We start from the raw sequence: 20,813 nt of genomic DNA, 5'->3' as shown, positions 1-20,813 counted from the left end.
CGGCGTGATCAAGGCCGGAGCGGGTTTCGCGCGGCGGTTATTCCCCGGCGTTGAGCGCGACGAGGTCCCTGGCGTCCTCGAAGGCGCGTTCGCGATTGCGGTCGCGTGAGCGGACCGTCGCGATCACCAGCGGCCCGCCGACAGGGCCGCGGGCCTCGTAGCCGACCAGCCGCCAGCCCGCTTCAGAGCCGCGATTGTCGGTCAGCATCCAGCTGGCGCGGGTGGCCTCGCCGGCCGCCGCGGCGCGGATTTCGGCGGCGTCGTCCTGGGCATTGATGCTGACATTGTCGCCATCGGGGCTGGAGCCTGTGACACGGGCAGAGCCGTCGCTGTCGTCGGCGTTGATCTGGAAGCCGCCGATCCGGACGCTGGCCTTGTCGCCCCGGGTCTCGATACGCATGCCCGGCAGGCGGACGGTGGCGTCGTCGCCGTTCGCCTCGATATTCACGCCCGGGGCGCGGACCGAGGCGCGGTCGCCTGAGGCAGTGGTCTGGTCCGCGGCCGCCTGGGCGGTGTCGGCGGCGCGTTGCGCCGTATCCGCGGCGGCCCCGGCGGCGTCAGCCTCGACAGCGGCGGCGTCGGCCTGGGCGCGGGACTCGGCGGCGCTGATCGCGGCCATGGCGCGGGGCAGGTCGGCGGAGAGGCGCTGTTCGAAGGTTTTCAGCACATCGGCGGGCGTCTTGCCGTCCAGCGCCACGAGCTGAAGGGTGACCTCGGCGCCCTTGGGGCCGACGTAGGTGCAGACCGTGCCGCCCGCGGAAGCGGACCCCTTGCGGGTCAGGGAGCCCATCGTCTGCGGGCATTGCAGCGTCTCGACGACCTTGAGCACGCCCTTTTCGTCATTGTTCTCGCTGCGCGTCGAAGAGATGCGGACGCCGTCGCCGCAGGCGGCGAGCGCCGTCGCGGCGCAGAGGGTGGGGATCAGAAAGGGACGGAGGGGCATCGACGTAGTGTCCTGGTACACATTCATCCTGCGCGCACCTGATTCATTTGCCAGTGAAATCGCGGTAAGGCGGGTGACGAAACCTGTTCGTTCGTGTGTTCGACCCGTTACGAGCCGGGGCGCGAGCCTTCACGACGGTGAAGGAAGGCGAGGCGTTCGAACAGGTGGACGTCCTGTTCGTTCTTCAACAGGGCACCGTGCAGCGGCGGGATCAGTTTGTTGGGCGATTTCTCGCGCAGCGTCTCGGGATCCACATCGTCGACCAGCAGCAACTTGAGCCAGTCCAGCAGTTCCGAGGTCGAGGGCTTCTTCTTCAGGCCGGGCGTTTCGCGGATTTCGTAGAAGGTCTTGAGCGCCTCGGAGACCAGCCGCGGCTTGATGCCCGGGAAGTGGACCTCGACGATGGCCTTCATCGTCTGGTCGTCCGGGAAGCGGATGTAGTGGAAGAAGCAGCGGCGCAGGAAGGCGTCGGGCAGTTCCTTCTCATTGTTCGAGGTGATGATGACGATGGGGCGGACCTCGGCGCGGATCGTCTCGTCCGTCTCCTGGACGTAGAACTCCATACGATCGAGTTCCTGCAGCAGGTCGTTGGGGAATTCGATATCGGCCTTGTCGATCTCGTCGATCAGCAGGACGGGGCGGTTGGGGGCGGTGAAGGCCTCCCACAGCTTGCCGGGCTTGAGGTAGTTGCGCACGTCGTGGACGCGTTCCTCACCCAGCTGGCTGTCACGCAGGCGCGAGACGGCGTCGTATTCGTACAGGCCGTTGTGGGCCTTGGTCGTTGACTTGACGTGCCAGGTGATCAGCGGGGCGTTCATCGCCTTCGCGATCTCATAGGCGAGGACGGTCTTGCCGGTGCCGGGCTCGCCCTTGATCAGCAGGGGGCGCTCGAGGGCGACCGCCGCATTGACCGCGATCCTGAGGTCGTCGGTGGCGATGTAGTTGGACGTGCCTTCGAAGCGGTCGGTCGTGCGGGGCATGGCGGTTCCGGATTGTGATCGGTTCCGGGTTAGCGAAGCCGGGCCGGGTTAACAACGATCATGTGGGGCGTTCCTGTCTCCTCCCTGTTCGCGAAGCGAATGGGGAGGAGACCCGAGCGACTACCCCGCCCGCCGGATCAGCTCGTCGGCCAGGTCTGCCGTCAGATAGCCGTCGGCCAGCCTTCCGTTGGCGACTTGCCAGCGGCGCAGGGCGGCGCGGGTGTTGGCGCCGACGACGCCGTCGATGCCCTGGGTGTCGAAGCCCAGGGCCGTCAAGGCGCGCTGGGCACCGATGCGCTGGTCGCGGGACAAGGGGGCGTCGTCCGGCCAGGTGGCGACGAGACCGGGCCGACCCGCGATGCCGTCGGCGGTCAGGCCGATGGCGAGGGCATAGCTGACCGAGTTGTTGTAGCGGCGGATCACATAGTGGTTGGGCAGGGCCAGGAAGGCCGGGCCGCGGGCCCCCTGGGGCAGGAGGATGACGCCCTCCTCAAGGGCTTCGGCGGCGTTGGGCGTACCACCGCGGGCGAGGCTGACGCCGCGCCGGGCCCATTCGCGCCAAGTGTGGCGCGGGCCCTCGGCCTCGGCGTAGTCGAAGCCGTCGGGCAGGGTGACCTCATAGCCCCAGGTCTGGCCGGGCTTCCAGCCGGCGCGGGCCAGCAGATTGGCGGCCGAGGCGAGGGCATCGGCGTCGGAGCCCCAGATGTCGACCTTGCCGTCGCCGGTCTGGTCGACGCCGAGGCGCAGATAGGCGTCGGGCATGAACTGGGTCTGGCCCATGGCCCCGGCCCAGCTGCCTTTCAGGCCCGCGCGGTCGCGGCGGCCGTCGACGACGATGTCGAGCGCGTTCTTGAGTTCGCCCTCGGCCCAGTCGCGCCGGCGGCCGTCGTAAGCGAGGGTGGCCAGCGAGCGAATGACGTCATAGTCGCCCTGGATGGCCCCGAAGGCGCTCTCATTGCCCCAGACCGAGACAAGGATTTCGGTCGGCACGCCGAATCGCTGGGTCACTTCCCACGGCACGCGATCGGTGCGGGCCCGGCCCTGGGCGATGCGGGTGGCCGAGGCGGCGGACTGGACATAGGCCCCGGCAGGGCGGCTGAACTCGGGCTGGTTGCGGTCGAGGCGAATGACCGAGGGGTCAGGCGTGAGGCCGGCGAGCTCGCGCTCATACTCCGCGCGACGGGCGCCGCCGTGGCGGGCGAGGAAGCCCTGTTTCCAGCCGTCGAAGCCGGCCTGGTCCACAACCACGGGCGCGGGCGTCGCCGGGGACGACGGGGGCGCAGCGGGTGCGGCGGGGCCGGGCACCGGCGCGGCGGAGTCAGAGGTCGGAGTCACCGGCGGCGCCTCCGGCAACATCGGCGCGCAGGCGGCGACGGAGGCGATTAGGATGAGGCGAAGGCTGATACGCATGGCTCTGATCATAGGTCCCCGACGGCGTTCGCGTCATGACAAGTACGCGAGGGCGACAGGTGTTGCTGCAATACCGGGGCCAAGGCGGGCCGTCCTGATAGAGCAACGTGAGGGCCCGTAAAGTTTATTCGCAACCTACGGGTCTGCGAACGGTTCCGCCGGTCGGGGCGTTGCGCCCCACGGGGGCAGCAATGGCGAAAGACCTGTGCAGGCTGGTGTATCGGAGCGAGTCCCGGATCGATCACAACGACGATGCAGGGCTCGACAGAATTTTCAGAACATCGGTGAAGAACAACCTTCGGGACCGGATCACCGGTGCCCTTGCACTGCCGGACGGCAAATTCGTTCAGGTCGTCGAGGGCACCAGGCGGGACGTCGAGGCGTTGATGGTGCGCATCCGCGCCGATGATCGACATTTCAATGTCGCGGTTCTGGGGGACTGGTCGGTCACCGCCCGGCTGTTCGAGGGCTGGGCGATGGCGCGGCCCGATCCGGAGCCGTTGAGCAATCAGGCCTTCCGCATCGTCACCCAGGACGGCAGCGGCGTGCAGGTGACGGGCATTCTGCTGGGCATGACCCGGGCACCGGCGACGGCCTGGCTGTAGGGCCGCGGGCAGGCGACTTCCCTGTTTTGCGTCGTTAACCCTCAATATCATGGAATATTTGAGAGGTCGGGGCGCAATAGGGGGTCAGCTCTGAGACCCGATACCTGCGGCCTGGTGGCGGAGGGGCGACGCGACGGCGGTGCAACGCCGTAGACCCTCCGTTCAACTCGGAGGCCAGGCCTCCATCGGTGTTGGGCGCGCTAACGCTCGCGACGCGGTCGCTCGCTGCTTGAGCGCGGGTGACCTGCGGACATTCCGAAGGACGTCGTTCGACCCGTAACGGACAGTCTCCGGGTCGGCTTTCCGTATTTCGCCTCCTCCTTGCCCACCGTCATCCTCGGGCTTGACCCGAGGATCTGATGCAGGGCCGCACTGTGCCTCGGGGACGGGGCGGCGCGCTTCGGCCCGGGGCGGTGTCGCTTCCCCACCCCTGGCGGACCTCTGGCCACGCCCGCCTTGCAGGCACCGCCAGTCCCCGGTTGACGATTCCCGGAAGCCTCTCTATACGCACCGCTCCGCCGCAGGTTCGTCCCGCGGCTTTTCTGTTTTGCTTTGCCCCAGGACGACGACCATGAAGGTCCGTAGCTCGCTCAAGTCGCTCAAGACCCGCCACCGCGACTGCAAGGTCGTGCGCCGCAAGGGTATTGTGTACGTGATCAACAAGACCGACCCGCGCTTCAAGGCGAAGCAGGGCTAAACACGGTCGTCCGCGCCACAGCGCGGCTCGAAAGTTTCAGGGCTGCGGACTTGTCCGCAGCCTTTTTCGCGTCTGGCTCCGACGGTCGTTGAGTCGCGCGGGGCGACGTGGTTAGCGTCCCTCTCAAATCCCCCTCGTTCTCCGACGGCCTCCCGCCGACCCGGAGAGCCGTGTTCCGGAGTTCTCCCTTGGCCGACGACGCTTCCTTCGATTCCTCGCCCGACGTCCTGACCTCGGCCGCCCAGGGCCGGCTGCGCACCGTGATTGAGCGGCTGGAGCGGCTCGAAGAGGACAAGGCCGCCGTCATGGCCGACATGAAGGAGGTCTTCCTTGAGGCCAAGGGCGAGGGCTATGACGTGAAAATCCTCCGCAAGGTCATCCGCATCCGCAAGCAGGACAAGGCCAAGCGGCAGGAGGAGGATGCGATCCTCGACCTGTACCTCTCGGCGCTCGGCGAGATCTGACACTGAAGAGAACCGGCTTCGGCGGGGGCAAGGGGGGCGCGAAGAAGCCGCCCGCAGGCCCGTTTGAAGCCGAACGCAAGGCGGCCCAGCGGGCGGCCCTGAACGCCCTCAGACGCGCCCGCCGCTCGGCAGAGAAGGCGGGCGTTTCGCTGTCCGAATGGGAGGGGGAGTTCCTCGACTCGGTGTCCGAGCGGGTGAAGACCCACGGCCGCGCCTTCGGCGACCCCGAACTGGGCGCGCCGGGTCAGGCGCTGTCGGCCATGCAGGGCCGAAAGCTGAAGGAGATCGCCGCCAAGGCGAAAGGCGAGGAGCCGAAGCGGCGGTGGGGGAAGAAGAGGGATGAGGGATGAGGGATCGTCCCTGCCGACTCATCCCTCATTCCTCTTCCCTCATCCCTAGAAGAGGATCTTCCGGAACGTCAGGCTGACCACCCGGCCCTGGGGGTCGAGGTAGTCGGACTGATAGTTCAGCGGGGTGGTGCCGGCGCTGGCGGTCACCTCGGGGCGGGTGTCGAACAGGTTCTGGACCCCGAAATTGACCCGCGAGCCCTTGAGCCAGGGGAATTTCGCCACCCATGAGGCCTGGGAGTTGAGGTCGATGAAAACGTTCAGATTGACCGTCGCCTGATCCGAGAAATCGAGGTCCGGGCCGGTTCCGCCGTCGACGCGGGTGCCCTCGCGCCAGTTGGCGTTGACGAAGGCACCCATGCCGTTGCGGAAGACGCCGCCCTGGGCCTGGATCTCGTTGCGGGAACTGCCGCCGCGCGAACCGGTGGCGGCGCCGTCCAGCAGGTCGAGGATCGGCAGGCCGGTGGCGATGACGATCTCATCCTGGATCCGGTAGGTGTGGTAGATCGACAGGTTGAAGCGGCCCTGGCCGGGCTGCATGCCGCCCATGCCGCCGCGTCCGCCGCCACCGCCGCCCATGCGGAACTGACCGCCGCCGCCACCGCCGCCTGCGGCAGCGACGACGCCGGGCGGTGGGCCACCGAAGCTCATCGGCGGGCGGGCGCTGCCGGGTGCGCCGGGCAGGGGGGCGGCCGCAGGCGTGGCCGCACCGAAGGCCCGCGAATAGTTGAAGCCGCTGCGGATGTCCTGGCGCTCGAACCGTTCGAAATTCAGCGGACGGGCGTCGAAGGAGAGCAGATCTCCGACCGTGCCGGGCGGGTCGGTAGGGTCGACGGGCGCGCGGGTGAAGCGCCCTGGCAGGGCGGCCTCGAGGTCCGGCGTTAGGGTCGGGAAGGCGGCGATAGCGTCTTCGGTGAGGCTGTACGTCCAGGTCGAGCTGACGCGGAAGTCGGTCTCGGACCAGGGCTTGAGGTTGAAGCCGGCCTTCCAGACCTGGCGGTTGTCCGAGTTCAGACCGGCGTTGCCGCCATCGATGCGGGTGACCAGCACCGTCTGGTTGGTGGCGAAGTCGAACACCGGGACGTTGGGGGTGGAGATGGTCGGGTCGTTCAGTTGCGAGATCGACGGGGCACCGTGCTCGTCGGTGTAGCTGAGCTGGAACGACAGGGGCTCGATCGGCGACCAGTTCACGCCGAAGCCGAGGGTGGTCAGGCCGCCGAAGTCCGACAGGTCCTCATAGCCGACGTTGAAATTGGCCGACAGGTCGCCGATCGCGGGCAGAACCTCGCGGCGGCGGCTGGCGATGGGGATGCTGAAGCTGGCCTGGCTGTTGAGGCGGTCGCGCGACTGGGAGCGTTCGGTGGTCAGGCCGGAGCGGACGCTGGTGGAGTCCAGGGACCGGGTGTCGGCGCCGATGCGGAAGGTGGAGGAGATGCCGCCGGCCGGCAGATCGAACACGTCTCCGTTCAGCACCAGTTCGGTCGACAGCACCTCGGAGACCGAGTTGGCGGTGTCACTGGACAGGCGGACGAAGTCGTTGGCCGACAGCATGCCGTACGGGTTGGCCGTCGGGTCATCGGCGTCCAGCCGCGTCTGGAACGGACCGGTGGTGGCGAAGCCCCGGCCGCTGAGGGTGTCGGTTTCGACGCGGTCGTAGTTGCCGTTGAGGGTCCAGCGCCAGTCATCGCCGAGGAAGCCGTCGACGACCACACCGATGCCGCCGGTCAGGCTGTCGGTCTCGCGGTTCAGGGGGAGGGCGTTCAGGACGCGGCTGACCGGGGTGGGCGAGAGCGAGGTCGAGAACGGGCTTCCGACGGGCACCGTCAGGATCACGCCCGGCAGGCCGTTGAAGCTCAGGCTGGAGCGATCCTCGAGGCTGGCGCTGACGGTGGCCTGGGTGGTGTTGTTCAGGTCGCGCTTGTAGGTGCCGCGCAGGGTGGACCGCTCGCTCTGGCCCAGCAGGGTGCGGAAGGCGTCGACGTCGTCGAACTGCGTCGTGCCCGCGTCGCGCTGGATGTCGCGCTCGGATTCGTACAGCGGGCTGGTGCGTTCGTATTCGGCGTCCACCGACCAGCGGATCGGGCCCGAGATGTTGAGTGCATTGCCTTCGATCTCGGTGGTGGTGCGACCGCCCTGGGTGGGCATGCGGCCGGCGACCTCGCCGGTGAGGGAGCGGAAATTGGCCTTGAGCACGAAGTTCACGACCCGCTGGTCAGCGGCGTAGCCGTATTCCAGCGCGACCTCCTCGGGGAGGATGTCCATCCGCTCGATGGCTTCGGGCGGCAGGCCCTGGATCTCGCGGAAGCCGGAGATGCGTCGGCCGTTGACCAGGAAGACCGGCATGCCGTCGGCGCGACCGCGCGAGCTGCGGGTCAGGGGCTCCAGATAGGTCAGGAGTTCGGCGATGTTGGAGGCACCGTAGGCGGCGATCTGTTCCGCGCTCAGGGTGACGTCAGGCGGGATGTCGGAGTTGACGCTGCCCCGCGGGCGCACGCCGGTGGTGACCACGTTGTCCAGCTCAAAGGCGTCCGCAGCCGGGGCGGCGGCCGGCACCGGGGTCGCCGGCTGTTGCGGCGGCAGTTGCGGCGGGGGCGTCGGCGCAGTCTGGATCAGGCCGGCCAGGAGGCCGGACAGGGCGGTGGTGACGAGCAGCATGCGAAAGGTCCCGGGGAGAAACTAGCCCTGCAACGTGCCCGCCCGACTTTTCCGTCGCATTTCAGCGAGGAAACCGAAGGTTGAGATCGCGGCGATTATTCTCCCCTCATCGGGGTTGGATCGACCGCTGGCCAATGACTTTTTGGTCAGATCGCGGTGTTCTGCCGGGCGTTGCCCGAAATCCTCACCCGACTTCCTTGAGAATGCCTTCCAGTCCCTGTTCGCGGACCTTGCGGTACAGGGTCGAGCGGCCGATGCCGAGGCGGCGGGCGATCTCGGACATATGGCCGGCATAGACCTCGATGGCGTGCTGGATCAGGTCGCGTTCGATCTCCTCGAGGGTGCGGAGATGACCGCGCTCGTCGAGGATGCGGATCGGGGTTTCGGGCAGGGGCGGGAGCTCGATGGAACTGGCGCCGGCATTGGCCCTCTCCGTCTCGCGGCTGTCGCCGCGATCCACCTCCCCCACGGGGGGGGAGGAGAGGCCCGAGATGGCCGGGAAGTCATGCGGCTGCAGGAAGGGCGCATCGGCCAGGACGATGGCGCGATAGACGGCGTTCTCGAGCTGGCGAACGTTGCCGGGCCAGTCGAAGGCGCTGAGCAGGGCGAGGGTCTCGCCGGCGCAGCCCGCGACGCGCTTGCCCTCCTCGACATTGAAGCGGGCGATGAAGTGATCGATCAGGGCAGGGATGTCCTCGCGGCGCTCGCGCAGGGACGGGGCCTCGATCGGGAAGACGTTGAGGCGATAGAACAGGTCTTCGCGGAAGGCACCGGCGCGGACCTGTTGGGCCGGGTCGCGGTTGGTGGCCGAGACGATGCGGACGTCGACCTTGACCGAGCGTTTGGCGCCGACGGGGTCGACCTCGCCCTCCTGGAGGGCGCGCAGCAACTTGACCTGCATGTCCAGCGGCAGTTCGCCGATCTCGTCGAGGAACAGGGTGCCGCCGTTGGCCTCCTGGAATTTGCCGAGGTGTTTGTCATGGGCACCTGTGAAGGCACCCTTCTCATGGCCGAACAGGATCGACTCGATCAGGTTGGCGGGCAGGGCACCGCAGTTGACGGCCACGAAGGGTTTGCCGGCGCGATCCGACGCACCGTGCAGGGCGCGGGCGATGACTTCCTTGCCGACGCCGCTCTCGCCGGTGATCAGGACCGGGATGGAGGATTTGGCGGCACGGGCACCCAGCGACTTGACCATCCGCATGGGCGGGCTCTGGCCGACCAGATCGTCGAAGGAGGTGCGGCCGGAGACGTGCTTCTTGAGCCGGCCCACCTCGGCCGTCAGGCGGGTCAACTGCAGGGCGTTGGAGACCCCGACCAGCAGGCGTTCGGCGGAGACGGGTTTGACGAAGAAGTCCTGGGCCCCGGCCTGCATGGCCTTGACCACCGCATCGACGCCGCCCGAGGCGGTCAGGACGATGACCGGGGTCGTCACACCGGCGGTACGGATCTCGGCGAGGGCCTCCATGCCGCTCATGCCCGGCATGACCATGTCGAGCAGGACCACGTCAGCCCCGCCGCCCTTGGTCAGGCGGTCGATGGCCTCGCCGCCGGACTCGGCGTGGACGACGGCATAGCCCTCACGCTCCAGCACGGCCTGCGCAAGGCGGCGCTGGGTGGGATCGTCGTCGACCACGAGAACGGTCTTTGCCATGGGTTCGGCCCCTTCAACATCACGGTTTTGGCCGGTCCTCGTTGAGGCGGGACTGGCTCATTCCGGGACGTTTTAGCCGTCACAAGGTGAAGATCGGGTTGGGGGGCAGGGTGAGTGGGGGGTTAACAGAGAGGAGGAGTAGGGCTTAGGGCTGAGGGCTTAGGGCTCAGGAGTTACGGATGGGGTTTCGGCAATGGTGCCCGGGCCATCCCGGTGCCTGGTCGAGAGCCCCAAGCCCCAAGCCCTCGCGGCTACCCGCCCGCGAAACTCTGCCGGGCCTGCATCATGGCGGTGATCAGGGACTGCTCGGCTTCCGACAGATAAGGGTTCCAGACGTCGAAGATCAGGATGACCCGCATCGCGTCGGCGTCGTTCCAGGCCTCGTGGTCGATGGTGTCGTCGAAGACCCAGGCCTCTCCCATCTTCCAGTCGCGCACGGTGTTGCCGACGCGGAAGCGGGCCGGCCCCGGCAGGATCAGGGGCAGGTGGGTCAGCAGACGGACGTTGGACGAGCCCGTGTGGGCCGGGATGTGGGTGTGGGGCTGGAGCGCCGAGAAGACGGCGGTGGGGGCGAAGCCGTCCTGGCGGCACATGGGCAGGGATTCGAGCAGGGCGGCGGTCTGCGGGCAGCGCTCGCACACGGCGTCCTGTCGCGCGCCGTCCTTCCACAGCCAGAGCGAGCTCCATTTGCGGGAGTGGTTCAGCTCGCCCCACTGATTGACCGGCGCGCCCTTCGGGTAGGCGATATAGGGGGCGAAATCGTCCATGCCGCCGGCCAGCAGGGCCTCGAGCTCGGCCGTGATGATGGGGGTGGCGGCCTCCAGCGTCTCCAGCCAGGGGAAGAGGGCGCGGTCGTAGAAGGGGATGGCGGGCAGGCGGGGGTAGTCGAGCAGGAGTGGCTCCTGCTTCGGCGCGGTCTTCAGGCCGGCGTAGATCTCCAGCCCCTCGTCGAAGCGGTCGAGCGTGGCGGCGTCGACCTGGCCGCGGAGGGCGGCGACTTTGCTGCGCATATGGTCGCGGAGGGCCTCGGCGTGGCGGCGGACGACGCCGGCGGCATGATCAATCTGGGACTGGATGACCGGCGGGCAGCGATCGCGCGGCGGGGAGATCTTCAGCGCGTTGCGATAGACGTCGGCGGCGGACCGACCCTGGCCGATCTGCTCGAGCATGGACGCCTTGCCCAGCAGGGCGGCGAAATCATAGGGCTGCATCGCCAGGGCGTCGTCGAGCACCGTCAGCGCGCCGTGGAAATCGCCGAGCAGCCGCAGGGCGAGCGCCCGGTTGAGTGTTCCATCGTGCGTCGCGCCCATGGCGTCGGCCTGATCGATCAGGCCGAGGGCGGATTGCGGATCGCGGCGCGCGAGGGCCTCGGCGGCCCGGCGCAACAGATCATCCTGAGCGCTTCCGCCCGACTGGTTCACGTGGGGTCCCCCGATCCCGGTTTGTGAACTCAGTGTAATGTTACGTCGGCGGGCCGGGTCAAGAGGCGGGACGGCCTGATGCGACAAGCGGAGCCGTTTGCGCCGGAATTAGCGCTCAGGCGGCGCGGTTGCTTGGCTGGAAGCGCGTGACCTCACTTCAGAAGACCAGCGGCCGACGATCCCTTCCGTCGACTTCGGTCGGCATGGCCGGCTCCGCCGATTCAGGATCGCCCGGACACTCCGGCTCGCCCTCTTCATGTCGCAGGCGGACCCCATCAACGATCAAATCCGGAAAGGTTGGCGGTACGGTCTCAAACCGACCGGCGGCGAATGCTTGCAGGATGTCCTTCGACCGATCGGCGCAGGTGTTCCGGTGATAAATCGCCCATTCGAACCAGAGGCCGCCAGACTCGCGTTTGAACACACCGATTGTCGTCTGTCGGGCGATCAGAACGTCCTCCACACCATCGCGGTCGAGGTCGATCAGCCGGGCGGCGCAGGCCTGATCGTCATTGCAGTATTTCAGTGTCTCGATCAGCCTGGGATATTGCTGGATGAACGAGGCGGGGAGTGTCGCGCCGGACGGGTAGGCGCGAATGCGGATGTCCGCGGGTGATGGACGCGATTCAGCTGGCGACGGGCGACCCGGTTGGATCCCGGCAGCTACAGCGGCGGCCCTGGCCCGGGTCGCGACCGCTGCGTCGGGTGACCGCGTCAGCCGATCCAGCGCCGCCTGTCCGGCCTTGCCGCTCTCGAAGCGGAGGAAGCGGTAGTCGAACTTGTCAGGTGCCACCGCGCCGCGCTCCAGCCGGGCGACCTGATCCATGACGGAAAGCCGGGCGGGGTCGAGCACGGGGCTGAACAGCAACAGGATGAGAGCCACGGCGAGGACGGCCGTCCAGATTGTGGTTGGCTCCAGCGGGCGCATCCAGTCGCCCTTGCGCCAGAAGGGGCTGAGGGCGGCCCAGCCATAGCCGGCGGCGAATGCGGCACCGACGAGGGCGCAGGCGGCGGCGATGATCCGGTCGGGCGTCAGCCCGTACTGGCCGATGCGTTGGGCTAGTCCCCAGACGGCGATGACGATCAGGGGCGTAATCAGTACGGCGGCGACGCGCACGGCGATCCGCAGCACCGCGGGCGGCCGGTTGTCGGCGCGCCCGTCCTGATAGGCGGTGTTGATGAGGATGATCAGGGCGGCGGCAGCGGCCAGCACGCGGGAGGTGGCGCTGCCGGTCTCCCAAAGGCCGTCGAGGCCGGTGAAGGGCAGGGCGGCGAGGAAGCTGGCGGCGAGGATGGTCATGACCAGCAAAAGCCACGACATCAGCATCAGGCCGACCGTACGCACGCCGCGGATCAGGCCGTCGCGCACATCCGTCAGGTGCACCGCCGTCGCGAGAACCAGGAAGGTGACGGGGATGGCGAACCATTCCTCACGCAGCAGATCCTCGAGGAAGTCCAGGCCGATGACCCTGAACAGGGACGCGCCGAGCTGGATCAGGGCCCAGAAGGCGACGGTGAAGCCGAGAGACAGCACCAACTGGACCAGGGCCTTGGAAGCGGTGTCGAAGAAGGCCGGGAAGTTCGGAATGCGAAGCTTCTCGAGATCGGCGGCGGCCACGAGATGGTGGCTGATGAACAGGGCGGCGGCCGAGAAGATCGCCACCGGCCCGGACAGGAAGGGCGAGCCGCGCAGGGTGTCGGCGCTCTGACGGGCGATGTCGTGCAGGCCCAGAAGGGCGAGGCTGAGGGCCGCGACGGCGGTCCAGATGGCCATGGTGACGGGGCGCAGGCGGCCGAGTCCGGTCAGCAGCACCAGGGGCAGGAAGGCGATGACCATCAGCAGGGGGCCGAAGGCCAGGGGCTCGGTCGCGGGCCAGACCCTCAGGTCACTGTCGGCGCTGCGGTGAAGCCAGAAGAGGCCGAGGCCCTGCAGCAGACCGATCCCGATCCGGATCGGACCCAGCAGGGGGGCGGTTGCGCCGCCGAGACTGTCGCGGCCGGTCGCTTCGGTCGTGTTACTCATAATCGCACTCCCTTGATGAAGGAATGTGACCCCGTTTCGACCCGCCTGCATAGTGCCCGCTTGAGTTCTGCGCGGTTGCGTGTATAGAGCGCGCCTCTTCCGTCGCAGCTTCGGCCGCGGCGGTCCTGTCCGAGAACTTCGGGGTCCGGGGGTCACCCAGACCGTAAATGCCAGAGAGCCCTCTGGTGCCGTGGGGAGATGGGGATGCAGACGACGCCAGACGTTCCGGTATCCGGGCGTCGGGGTTCGAGCTTCCTTCGGACATTACGACCGGCCTGAACGCCTCGCAGCGATGCGCGGCGCACTGGCCAATCCGTCGTCGGGAATAAGCCCGGCGGCGAATACAGACTGGAGACCGCAATGGACCGCGCACAAAAAGCCGAGTCGATCGAAACGCTGAAGGGCGTTTTCGCCGACGCGGGCGCCGTGGTCGTGACCCACAACCTGGGTCTGACCGTTGCGGATATGGAAGACCTGCGTGGACGCCTGCGTACTGCCGGCGGCACGTTCAAGGTGGTCAAGAACCGCCTGGCGCTCAAGGCGCTCGACGCCGCTGAAGGCAGCGAATACCACGGCCTGTTCAAGGGTCCCGTGGGCATCGCATACGCCGACGACGCGGTGACGGCCGCCAAGATCACCGCTGAATACGCCAAGGCCAACGACAAGTTCGTCGTTCTGGGCGGCTTCATGGGTGAGAAGATTCTGGATGCAGCGGGCGTGGGCGTTCTGTCCAAACTGCCTTCGCTGGACCAGATCCGCGCCTCGCTGCTCGGCCTGCTCAACGCTCCCGCGACCAAGGTCGCCGGCGTCGTGCAAGCCCCGGCGTCCCAACTGGCCCGCGTTTTCAGCGCCTATGCCGCCAAGGACGCCGCGTAAGCGGACCCGCCTCTTTCATCTCTGCAAACTCTCTACTGAAACCCAATCCTCCGAAGGAAACACACCATGGCCGATCTCGCCAAAATCGTTGAAGACCTGTCGAAACTGACCGTTCTGGAAGCCGCCGAACTGTCCAAGCTGCTGGAAGAAAAGTGGGGCGTCAGCGCCGCTGCTCCGGTCGCCATGGCCATGCCCGCCGGCGGCGGTGCCGCTCCGGCCGAAGCTGCTGAAGAGCAGACCGAGTTCACCGTCGTCCTGCTGGACGGTGGCGACAAGAAGATCAACGTCATCAAGGAAGTCCGCGGCGTCCGTTCGGACCTGGGCCTGAAGGAAGCCAAGGACCTCGTCGAAGGCGCTCCGCAGAACGTCGTCGAGAACGTCTCCAAGCAAGCCGCCGACGAAGTCGCCAAGAAGCTGACGGAAGCCGGCGCCAAGGTGCAGGTCAAGTAAGACCGAGCCTCATGGCTTGAGGACGCTACCTGCGTCCCGATATCGCGGGCCCGATGGGAAACCATCGGGCCCGTTTTCGTTTGGTCTGGGATGCGCGGGACCGACCCGCGCCGACGTCTCCCCGAACGAAGGACCTCCCGCATGAACATCCTGATGGTGCTGACCTCCCACGACCAGCTTGGCGACACCGGCCAGAAGACCGGCTTCTGGCTGGAGGAGTTCGCCGCGCCGTACTACGCGCTGAAGGACGCAGGGGCTGACATCGTCGTGGCCTCGCCGAAAGGCGGTCAGCCGCCGCTGGATCCCAAGAGCGACGAAGCCGACGCGCAGAGCGAGGACACCGCACGCTTCAAGGCGGACGAGGCCGCACAGAAGGTCCTGGCCAATACGGTGAAACTGGACGGCGTCAGCGCGGCCGATTTCGACGCGGTCTTCTATCCGGGCGGTCACGGGCCGTTGTGGGATCTCGCGGAAGACCCGACGTCCATCCGCCTGATCGAGGCCTTTGCCCGGGCCGACAAGCCCGTGGCCGCGGTCTGTCACGCACCGGGGGTGCTGAAGTCGGTCAAGGGCACCGACGGCGCGCCGCTGGTGAAGGGCCGCAAGGTCGCCGGCTTTACCAACAGCGAGGAAGAGGCCGTCGGCCTGACCGAAATCGTGCCCTTCCTCGTCGAGGACATGCTGAAGGCGAACGGCGGCGACTATTCGAAGGGCGCGGACTGGGGCTCCTGGGTCGTGACCGACGGCAAGCTGGTCACCGGCCAGAACCCGGCCTCGTCGCGCGAGGCGGCGGAAGCGCTGCTGAAACTGCTCTAGCCGACCGGGGCCGGGCCTGGGGCCCGGCCCTCTATCGTCAGCGCCGCCGCGGGGCGAAGATGTCGGCGAGGCGGTCGCGGGTGCCCTCGATGCGGACCAGACGCGGGTAGCGCAGGCCGTCGTGGTAGGCGAACGACAGGGTGCGGAACTCGTCGCCGCGCTTGACCACCAGCACGATGGGGTCCGTGCCGCCCCTGGCCGCGGTGACGGCGTCGCGCAGGACTTCGGCGGAGGCGACCCGGTCGCCGACGGCGATCAGCTCCCAGCCGGCACCCAGTCCCTGTTCGAAGGCCGGACCGCCCCAGACAACGCCGCCGATGCGGTTGCCAGCACCGAGGCTGAAGCCGAGCGAATACTGGAAGTCGGTCGCCCAGCCGCCGTTCATCCGCTTTTCGAGCGGGGTCAGTTCATCGACATAGGTCAGCCGCCAGCCGGCGCGTTCGATCCCGGCCAGCGGGGCCTCGGCGTCGGGGCCGACGGCGTCGAGGCGGGTGCGCAGGAAGGTCTCCCAGTCGTGGGGGTGGACCGCATTCAGGTGCGAGGCCACATCCTCGAACGTATAGGGCCGGGCCTCCCAGACGCCGTCCTCGACGCCGTAGAAGGCTTTGGCGAAGTCATCGAGCGACTTGCGCTCGTTTGTGGCCTCGCGGATCAGGGTGTCGGCGTCGAGCCAGATCAGCAGGGCCTCGCGGTAGTAGTCGCCGGTGCCGCGCATCCATGACGACCACGGATTGGTGGTGCGGTAGCCGAGCAGGTTGTGGTTGGTGGTGTCCTGCAGGGCGCGCCACTGGCGACCGGGCTGCTGGTCATAGAAGCCGGCCACCTCGGCGAGGTTGACGATGGCCTCCTCGACCGTCCCGAGACCCGAGCGGGGGGTCAGGACATCGCCCCAGTATTCGGTCTGGCCCTCATAGACCCACATCAGGGTGTTCTGCGTGGGGACGTTGAAATTCGGGACGTATTCGTCTGACGGGCGACGGAATTTTCCGTTCCAGCTGTGGACGTATTCGTGCGGCAGCAGGCCCCGGGCGCCATAGGCGGGATTGGCGGTGGAGAAGTAGTTGGGGGCCGCCGTGTTCTCGGATGAGCGGTGATGCTCGAGGCCGATACCGCCCATCTTCGAGGTCAGGCCGAGCAGGAACTCATAGCGGTCGTAGTGGCGGGCACCGAACAGGCGGTCGGCCTGGTCGACGAGGGATTCATAGCGGGCGACCCACTCCGGGGTGATGTTCACCGAGGCCGCGGTGTCGCCGACCAGGTTCAGGTGCACGGGCGAGCGGCCGCCCGGATCGATGTCGACACGGCGATAGTGTTTGCCCGCGAACATCGGGCTGTCGGCCAGATGCTCGAGCGAGATGGGGGCGAAGGTCGCGACGTCGCCCTCGCGGGAGACGGTGTCCAGCGCCACGCCGTAGTTCCAGCCGGTCGGCAGGACGACGGAGGGGGCGAAGGTGATGCGGCTGTGGTTGTAGCCTGCCGGATAGAGCAGGGCCTTCTCCCACTGGAGGTTGACCATCTCGGGCGTCATGACCACGCGCCAGACGGCGTTGTCGGGCTGGGTCAGCCATTCGAAGCCGACCTCGATCGAGGTCACGCCCGCGGGGATGTCGAGGTGGAAGGCGTGGGGATCGACGGTGTCGCGCACCCATTCGATGCGCTGGCCGTTGCCCGTGACCGTGACGCCAGAGACCAGCTGGATCGGGCCGGTGTCGGCGTGGTTGCCGGGAATGAACTTCGGATACTGCAGGACCAGATGCCCGGCGCTGACCGGGATGGTCTGGCGGGTGCGGATGACCTTGTGATCGAGGTCTGTCAGGTCGACGCGAATGCCGATGACGCCGGGATAGTCGCGGTCCTGGGGCGCCGGGATCGGCGGCAGGGCGTGCGGCAGGCTGGTCGGGGCGGGCAGGGGCGTCGCGGCTTGGGAGGCCGGAACCTGGGCCATGGCCGGCAGGGCGGCTGAGGTCAGGAGCAGGGCGAGGGCGGCGGTGCGGATCATCTTCGTGTCCCTCACGATCAACGGCGACGGGGGGCGAGAATGTCGCCGAGATGGTCAGGGGTGCCCTCGATGCGTTCGAGGCGTGGGTAGCGCAGGCCACCGTGGTAGTCGAAGCGGATGGTGCGGAAGCGTTCGCCCCGCTTCAGCATCATCTCGATCGGCGTGGTGTTGCCGGCGGAGGCGGTGATGGCTTCTGCGATGGCCGTGGCGCTTGCGGCGCGGCCGTTGACGGCAACGACTTCCCAGCCCGAGGTCAGACCGGCCTCGAAGGCGGGTGATCCCCAGCGGACGGCGGTGACGCGGTTGGCGTTGTTCAGGCTGAGGCCGAGCGAATAGGCGAAATCGACCCGTTCGAGCTCGGCGTTGAGCGCGCGGCTGTAGGCATTGGGCGTGGTGCTCCAGACGAGGCGATAGCCGCCGCGCTCGATGCCGGCGAGCGGCGTCTGCGCGTCCGGACCGACGGCGTCGAGACGCGCGCGCAGGAAGGCGGCCCAGTCGTTGGCCTGCACCCCGTTCAGGGTCGAGGTCACATCGTCGAACGTATAGGGGGCCGGGTCCCAGTTCCCGTCCTGGACGCCGAAGAAGGCCTTGGCGAAGTCGTCCAGCGAGCGGCGACCGTTGGACTGTTCGCGGATCAGGGTGTCGGCGTCGAGCCAGATCATGGCCCCTTCGCGATAGTAGTCCTCACTGCGCTGGAAGCTGCTCCAGGGCTGGGGCTGACGCCGGGCGATGATCGGGTCGTTGGTGGTGTCCTGCATGGCGCGCCAGGCGCGGCCGGGATTGTCTTCGGCATAGCTGGCGGCGGTGTTGGCGAGGACGTCCAGCGCCTGCTGCTTGCTCATCAGGCCCGCGCGGGCGGTCAGGATGAGGCCATAGTACTGGGTCTGGCCCTCATAGACCCAGAGCAGGGAGTTCTGCAGCGGCTCGTTCAGGGTCGGCGTCAGCTGGTCGGCCGGACGCCGCCATTTGCCGTTCCAGGAGTGATTGTATTCGTGGCCCAGCAGGTCGCGGTCGGCGAGGGTCGAGGCGGGGGCGGTGAAATAGTCGGTGTCGACGCTGTTCTCGGACGAGCGGTGATGCTCCAGCCCGATGCCGCCGAGGCGGTCGCTGACGGCGACGAGGAAGTCGTAGTGGTTGAAATGCCGCGCGCCGTACAGGCGGTCGGCCTGGCGGACCAGTTCGCGGTGGCGTTCGATGTGGTCGTCGGTGGCCGCCAGCATGTCGGCGTCGTCGGCGACGATGTTCAGTCGCACGGGCGACCGACCGCCCGGATCGAGGTCGATCTGGCGATAGTGGGCCCCGGCGAAGACCGGGCTGTCGGCCAGATGCTCGAGGGTGATCGGGGCGAAGACCGCGACACCGTTCTGGAACGAGGTCGTGTCGAGCGCCGCGCCGTACTGCCAGCCGGCGGGCAGGCGCAGGGTCGGCTGGACCGTGATCTGGCGGGAGTAGTAGCCGGCCGGATAGAGGATGGCCTTTTCCCACTGGATGTTGAGCATCTCGTCGGTGATGACGACCCGCCCCTGGGCGCCGTCGATGGGGGTCAGCCATTTGAAGGCGACCTCGACCGAGGTCGCGCCGGCCGGGACCTCGACCTGGAAGGCGCTGGTGTTGGCGGTATTGCGGACCCAGCGCAGCGGCTGGCCATTGGCGGTGATCTGCAGGTCGGCGATGTCGTCGACCGGGCCGACGGGGCCGTGGTTGCCCGGGATCCACTGCGGATAGAGCAGCACCAGCGGGCCAGGGCCGGCGACAGGGATGGTCTGGCGCACCGAGACGATCCGTCGGTCGATGTCGGTTGCATCCATATCCAGAGTGATGACGCCGGCGTAGGCTACATCGCGCGGGGCCGGGATCGGGGCGAGGGCCCGGTCGAGGGCAGGCGTCCCGACCTGTGCGAGAGAGGGCGCGGCACCGAACAGGAGGGCGGCGGCGCAGGACGTGACGAACAGGCGGACGGCGGGGCGCATCATGTCGGGAGACTCTCGGTCGGGGGGCGGTCGCAGATCACGCCGCGCGCAGGCACGGGTCAAGCTGGACAGGAACGCGCAGCATTAAAACGCTGTCATGATCGGGTTACCGATGGCTCCAGCACATGGGATAGCCCTCCTGCTATCGTCATCCTCCGGCAAGCCGCGCAGCGGCGCAGACCGGGGGACCCAGCGGCGCGCGTGAGCGCGAACCTGTCGGGAGCGCGGTGTTTGCGGATGAGGGTCCCTCGCGACCACCTGTGTTTCGCCGCCGTCGCGGCGCCACTGGGTCCCCCGGTCTCGCTTCGCTCGCCGGAGGATGACGAAAGCAGAGAGGTCAGGACGCCGGTTTCACTTCCAGCAGTTCCACCGTGAACAGCAGGGTGGAGTTGGGCGGCAGTTCGCCACCGCCGACCCAGCGCTCGCCGTAGCCGAGGGCGGCGGGGATGACGAATTCGAACTTTTCGCCCTCGCGCATCAGGGCCACGCCCTCGGTCCAGCCGCGGATGACGCGGTTGAGCGGGAACTCGGCCGGTTCATTACGGCTGTAGGAACTGTCGAACTCGCGGCCGTCGACGAAGGTCCCACGGTAGTGGACCTTGACCGTGTCCGTCGCGACCGGCTGGCGGCCGTTCGGCTGGGCGCGGCCGACGCGGCGGTACTGCAGGCCCGATTCGGTGGTGGTCCAGCCGCGCCGGGCCCCGTTGACGACCAGATATTGCGCATTGCCGGCGGTCCAGCCTTCCAGCGTGCCGACGCCGGGCGTGGCGGCGGGTGCCGGGGCCTGGGCGGTGGCGCAAGCGGCGAGGGACAGGGCGGCGGCGGCGATCAGGAGGGTGCGGGTCATGGGGCGACGCTAGCAGGGGCAGGACCGCTGAGGAATACGGCTGCGATCGAGCCTTCCGGGGACAGCGAACATTTCACCGTTGGGGCGCGCGAACCTCGGCCCTGCAGCCGTCGCCGATGTGGGCCGCTTCCGTACAGGACAAGACATTCGTCACCCTGCGTCCGGCATCCAGACTGACGACAATCGGGTCGCCGCCGGCGCAGGTCAGTTCGTACCAGGTGAGCCCCGCCGCATTGCGCCCCATGTCGCGTACCCGCGTCGGCGCGCAGGCTTCGGCGGCGCTTCCGGAAAGCCTTGGGCGGAAGCCCGCGACTTCTTCGGACTCGGTGGTGAACTGGCAAAGGTCGCCCCGCGACCGGACATCAAGGCAATCGGTGACGGTCCATACGCCGGACGCCTGTTCGATCCAAGCCCCGGGGGCACGGCGACAGCCAATCTCATAGATCGTGGTTCCTGTCGGAGAAAGGCCGACGACCCGGCCTTCGTCGACCCGACAGTCCATCCCCGCGTGAGTCGCCATGGAGGCAAAATGCCGGACCGGATTCCGGTTGCCGCGGAGAACACAGGCCGGAGCCGGGCGGCTCGACGGCTCTCCGCGCTGGAACCGGTCACTCTGGCTGGCCAGAAGGAGGCAGCTATGCGCGGTGGGGCTGGTC

At 67.9% G+C, this 20,813-nt stretch carries 18 protein-coding genes; 7 read left to right on the top strand and 11 right to left on the bottom strand.

The genetic code is table 11. The features are described 5' to 3' along the window. Window positions 1-37: 37 nt before the first annotated feature. From KB221_10630 to KB221_10620, 3 genes are all read right to left on the bottom strand, one after another. On the bottom strand, window positions 38-943 hold the full coding sequence (locus tag KB221_10630) for a methyltransferase type 11 (GenBank protein ID WIY68548.1): 906 nt from the start codon (window positions 941-943) through the stop codon (window positions 38-40). 107 nt (window positions 944-1,050) lie between these two features. Continuing rightward, complete coding sequence (locus KB221_10625) at window positions 1,051-1,923, bottom strand: MoxR family ATPase (protein WIY68547.1); 873 nt, start codon at window positions 1,921-1,923, stop codon at window positions 1,051-1,053. A gap of 120 nt (window positions 1,924-2,043) precedes the next feature. After that, the gene (locus KB221_10620; GenBank protein ID WIY68546.1) at window positions 2,044-3,333 is read right to left on the bottom strand and encodes a lytic murein transglycosylase; all 1,290 of its coding nucleotides are present in this window, start codon (window positions 3,331-3,333) and stop codon (window positions 2,044-2,046) included. 191 nt (window positions 3,334-3,524) lie between these two features. Here KB221_10620 and KB221_10615 point away from each other — a divergent pair, with 191 nt between their 5' ends. From KB221_10615 to KB221_10600, 4 genes are all read left to right on the top strand, one after another. Continuing rightward, window positions 3,525-3,938, top strand: coding sequence for a BLUF domain-containing protein (locus tag KB221_10615; GenBank protein ID WIY68545.1), 414 nt, complete (start codon window positions 3,525-3,527; stop codon window positions 3,936-3,938). A 571-nt stretch (window positions 3,939-4,509) separates the two neighbouring features. Further along, window positions 4,510-4,635, top strand: a complete 126-nt coding sequence (ykgO, locus tag KB221_10610) for a type B 50S ribosomal protein L36 (protein WIY68544.1) — start codon at window positions 4,510-4,512, stop codon at window positions 4,633-4,635. A 188-nt stretch (window positions 4,636-4,823) separates the two neighbouring features. Next, window positions 4,824-5,099, top strand: coding sequence for a DUF2312 domain-containing protein (locus KB221_10605; protein ID WIY68543.1), 276 nt, complete (start codon window positions 4,824-4,826; stop codon window positions 5,097-5,099). Between the two features lie 98 nt (window positions 5,100-5,197). Continuing rightward, a complete protein-coding gene (locus KB221_10600) occupies window positions 5,198-5,449 on the top strand; it encodes a hypothetical protein (GenBank protein ID WIY70909.1) in 252 nt (83 codons plus the stop codon). A gap of 45 nt (window positions 5,450-5,494) precedes the next feature. Here the strand turns inward: KB221_10600 and KB221_10595 are convergent, their stop codons facing one another. From KB221_10595 to KB221_10580, 4 genes are all read right to left on the bottom strand, one after another. After that, complete coding sequence (locus KB221_10595) at window positions 5,495-8,101, bottom strand: TonB-dependent receptor (protein ID WIY68542.1); 2,607 nt, start codon at window positions 8,099-8,101, stop codon at window positions 5,495-5,497. 184 nt (window positions 8,102-8,285) lie between these two features. Then, the gene (locus KB221_10590; GenBank protein ID WIY68541.1) at window positions 8,286-9,755 is read right to left on the bottom strand and encodes a sigma-54 dependent transcriptional regulator; all 1,470 of its coding nucleotides are present in this window, start codon (window positions 9,753-9,755) and stop codon (window positions 8,286-8,288) included. A gap of 251 nt (window positions 9,756-10,006) precedes the next feature. After that, window positions 10,007-11,140 carry an aspartyl/asparaginyl beta-hydroxylase domain-containing protein gene (locus KB221_10585; GenBank protein WIY68540.1) on the bottom strand — a complete coding sequence of 378 codons (1,134 nt, stop codon included), beginning with the start codon at window positions 11,138-11,140 and terminating at the stop codon, window positions 10,007-10,009. A gap of 193 nt (window positions 11,141-11,333) precedes the next feature. Continuing rightward, a complete protein-coding gene (locus tag KB221_10580) occupies window positions 11,334-13,199 on the bottom strand; it encodes a DUF4153 domain-containing protein (GenBank protein ID WIY68539.1) in 1,866 nt (621 codons plus the stop codon). A 360-nt stretch (window positions 13,200-13,559) separates the two neighbouring features. Here KB221_10580 and rplJ point away from each other — a divergent pair, with 360 nt between their 5' ends. The 3 genes from rplJ (at window position 13,560) to KB221_10565 (ending at window position 15,341) form a co-directional block, all read left to right on the top strand. Further along, complete coding sequence (gene rplJ / locus KB221_10575; protein ID WIY68538.1) at window positions 13,560-14,075, top strand: 50S ribosomal protein L10; 516 nt, start codon at window positions 13,560-13,562, stop codon at window positions 14,073-14,075. A 66-nt stretch (window positions 14,076-14,141) separates the two neighbouring features. Then, a complete protein-coding gene (gene rplL, locus KB221_10570; protein WIY68537.1) occupies window positions 14,142-14,525 on the top strand; it encodes a 50S ribosomal protein L7/L12 in 384 nt (127 codons plus the stop codon). A gap of 141 nt (window positions 14,526-14,666) precedes the next feature. Then, window positions 14,667-15,341, top strand: coding sequence for a type 1 glutamine amidotransferase domain-containing protein (locus KB221_10565; GenBank protein WIY68536.1), 675 nt, complete (start codon window positions 14,667-14,669; stop codon window positions 15,339-15,341). 37 nt (window positions 15,342-15,378) lie between these two features. Here the strand turns inward: KB221_10565 and KB221_10560 are convergent, their stop codons facing one another. The 4 genes from KB221_10560 to KB221_10545 form a co-directional block, all read right to left on the bottom strand. After that, complete coding sequence (locus KB221_10560; GenBank protein ID WIY68535.1) at window positions 15,379-17,340, bottom strand: peptidase M61; 1,962 nt, start codon at window positions 17,338-17,340, stop codon at window positions 15,379-15,381. 17 nt (window positions 17,341-17,357) lie between these two features. Beyond that, window positions 17,358-19,310, bottom strand: a complete 1,953-nt coding sequence (locus tag KB221_10555; GenBank protein WIY70908.1) for a peptidase M61 — start codon at window positions 19,308-19,310, stop codon at window positions 17,358-17,360. A gap of 337 nt (window positions 19,311-19,647) precedes the next feature. Further along, on the bottom strand, window positions 19,648-20,157 hold the full coding sequence (locus KB221_10550; GenBank protein WIY68534.1) for an FKBP-type peptidyl-prolyl cis-trans isomerase: 510 nt from the start codon (window positions 20,155-20,157) through the stop codon (window positions 19,648-19,650). A gap of 73 nt (window positions 20,158-20,230) precedes the next feature. Continuing rightward, window positions 20,231-20,677 (bottom strand): hypothetical protein, encoded by a 447-nt coding sequence (locus KB221_10545; protein ID WIY68533.1) that lies wholly within the window; start codon window positions 20,675-20,677, stop codon window positions 20,231-20,233. Window positions 20,678-20,813 lie beyond the last annotated feature (136 nt).

This window comes from Aquidulcibacter paucihalophilus (assembly GCA_030285985.1).
Classification (GTDB): domain Bacteria; phylum Pseudomonadota; class Alphaproteobacteria; order Caulobacterales; family Caulobacteraceae; genus Brevundimonas.
Note: the sequence above shows the minus strand (reverse complement) of the source record. Positions and strands in the feature narration are given on the sequence as shown.

Coding starts and splice junctions, on each gene's coding strand:
- KB221_10630 (WIY68548.1), bottom strand. CDS start 943: ATGCCCCTCCGTCCCTTTCTGATCCCCACCCTCTGCGCCGCGACGGCG.
- KB221_10625 (WIY68547.1), bottom strand. CDS start 1,923: ATGCCCCGCACGACCGACCGCTTCGAAGGCACGTCCAACTACATCGCC.
- KB221_10620 (WIY68546.1), bottom strand. CDS start 3,333: ATGCGTATCAGCCTTCGCCTCATCCTAATCGCCTCCGTCGCCGCCTGC.
- KB221_10615 (WIY68545.1), top strand. CDS start 3,525: ATGGCGAAAGACCTGTGCAGGCTGGTGTATCGGAGCGAGTCCCGGATC.
- ykgO (WIY68544.1), top strand. CDS start 4,510: ATGAAGGTCCGTAGCTCGCTCAAGTCGCTCAAGACCCGCCACCGCGAC.
- KB221_10595 (WIY68542.1), bottom strand. CDS start 8,101: ATGCTGCTCGTCACCACCGCCCTGTCCGGCCTCCTGGCCGGCCTGATC.
- KB221_10590 (WIY68541.1), bottom strand. CDS start 9,755: ATGGCAAAGACCGTTCTCGTGGTCGACGACGATCCCACCCAGCGCCGC.
- KB221_10580 (WIY68539.1), bottom strand. CDS start 13,199: ATGAGTAACACGACCGAAGCGACCGGCCGCGACAGTCTCGGCGGCGCA.
- rplJ (WIY68538.1), top strand. CDS start 13,560: ATGGACCGCGCACAAAAAGCCGAGTCGATCGAAACGCTGAAGGGCGTT.
- rplL (WIY68537.1), top strand. CDS start 14,142: ATGGCCGATCTCGCCAAAATCGTTGAAGACCTGTCGAAACTGACCGTT.
- KB221_10565 (WIY68536.1), top strand. CDS start 14,667: ATGAACATCCTGATGGTGCTGACCTCCCACGACCAGCTTGGCGACACC.
- KB221_10560 (WIY68535.1), bottom strand. CDS start 17,340: ATGATCCGCACCGCCGCCCTCGCCCTGCTCCTGACCTCAGCCGCCCTG.
- KB221_10555 (WIY70908.1), bottom strand. CDS start 19,310: ATGCGCCCCGCCGTCCGCCTGTTCGTCACGTCCTGCGCCGCCGCCCTC.
- KB221_10550 (WIY68534.1), bottom strand. CDS start 20,157: ATGACCCGCACCCTCCTGATCGCCGCCGCCGCCCTGTCCCTCGCCGCT.
- KB221_10545 (WIY68533.1), bottom strand. CDS start 20,677: ATGGCGACTCACGCGGGGATGGACTGTCGGGTCGACGAAGGCCGGGTC.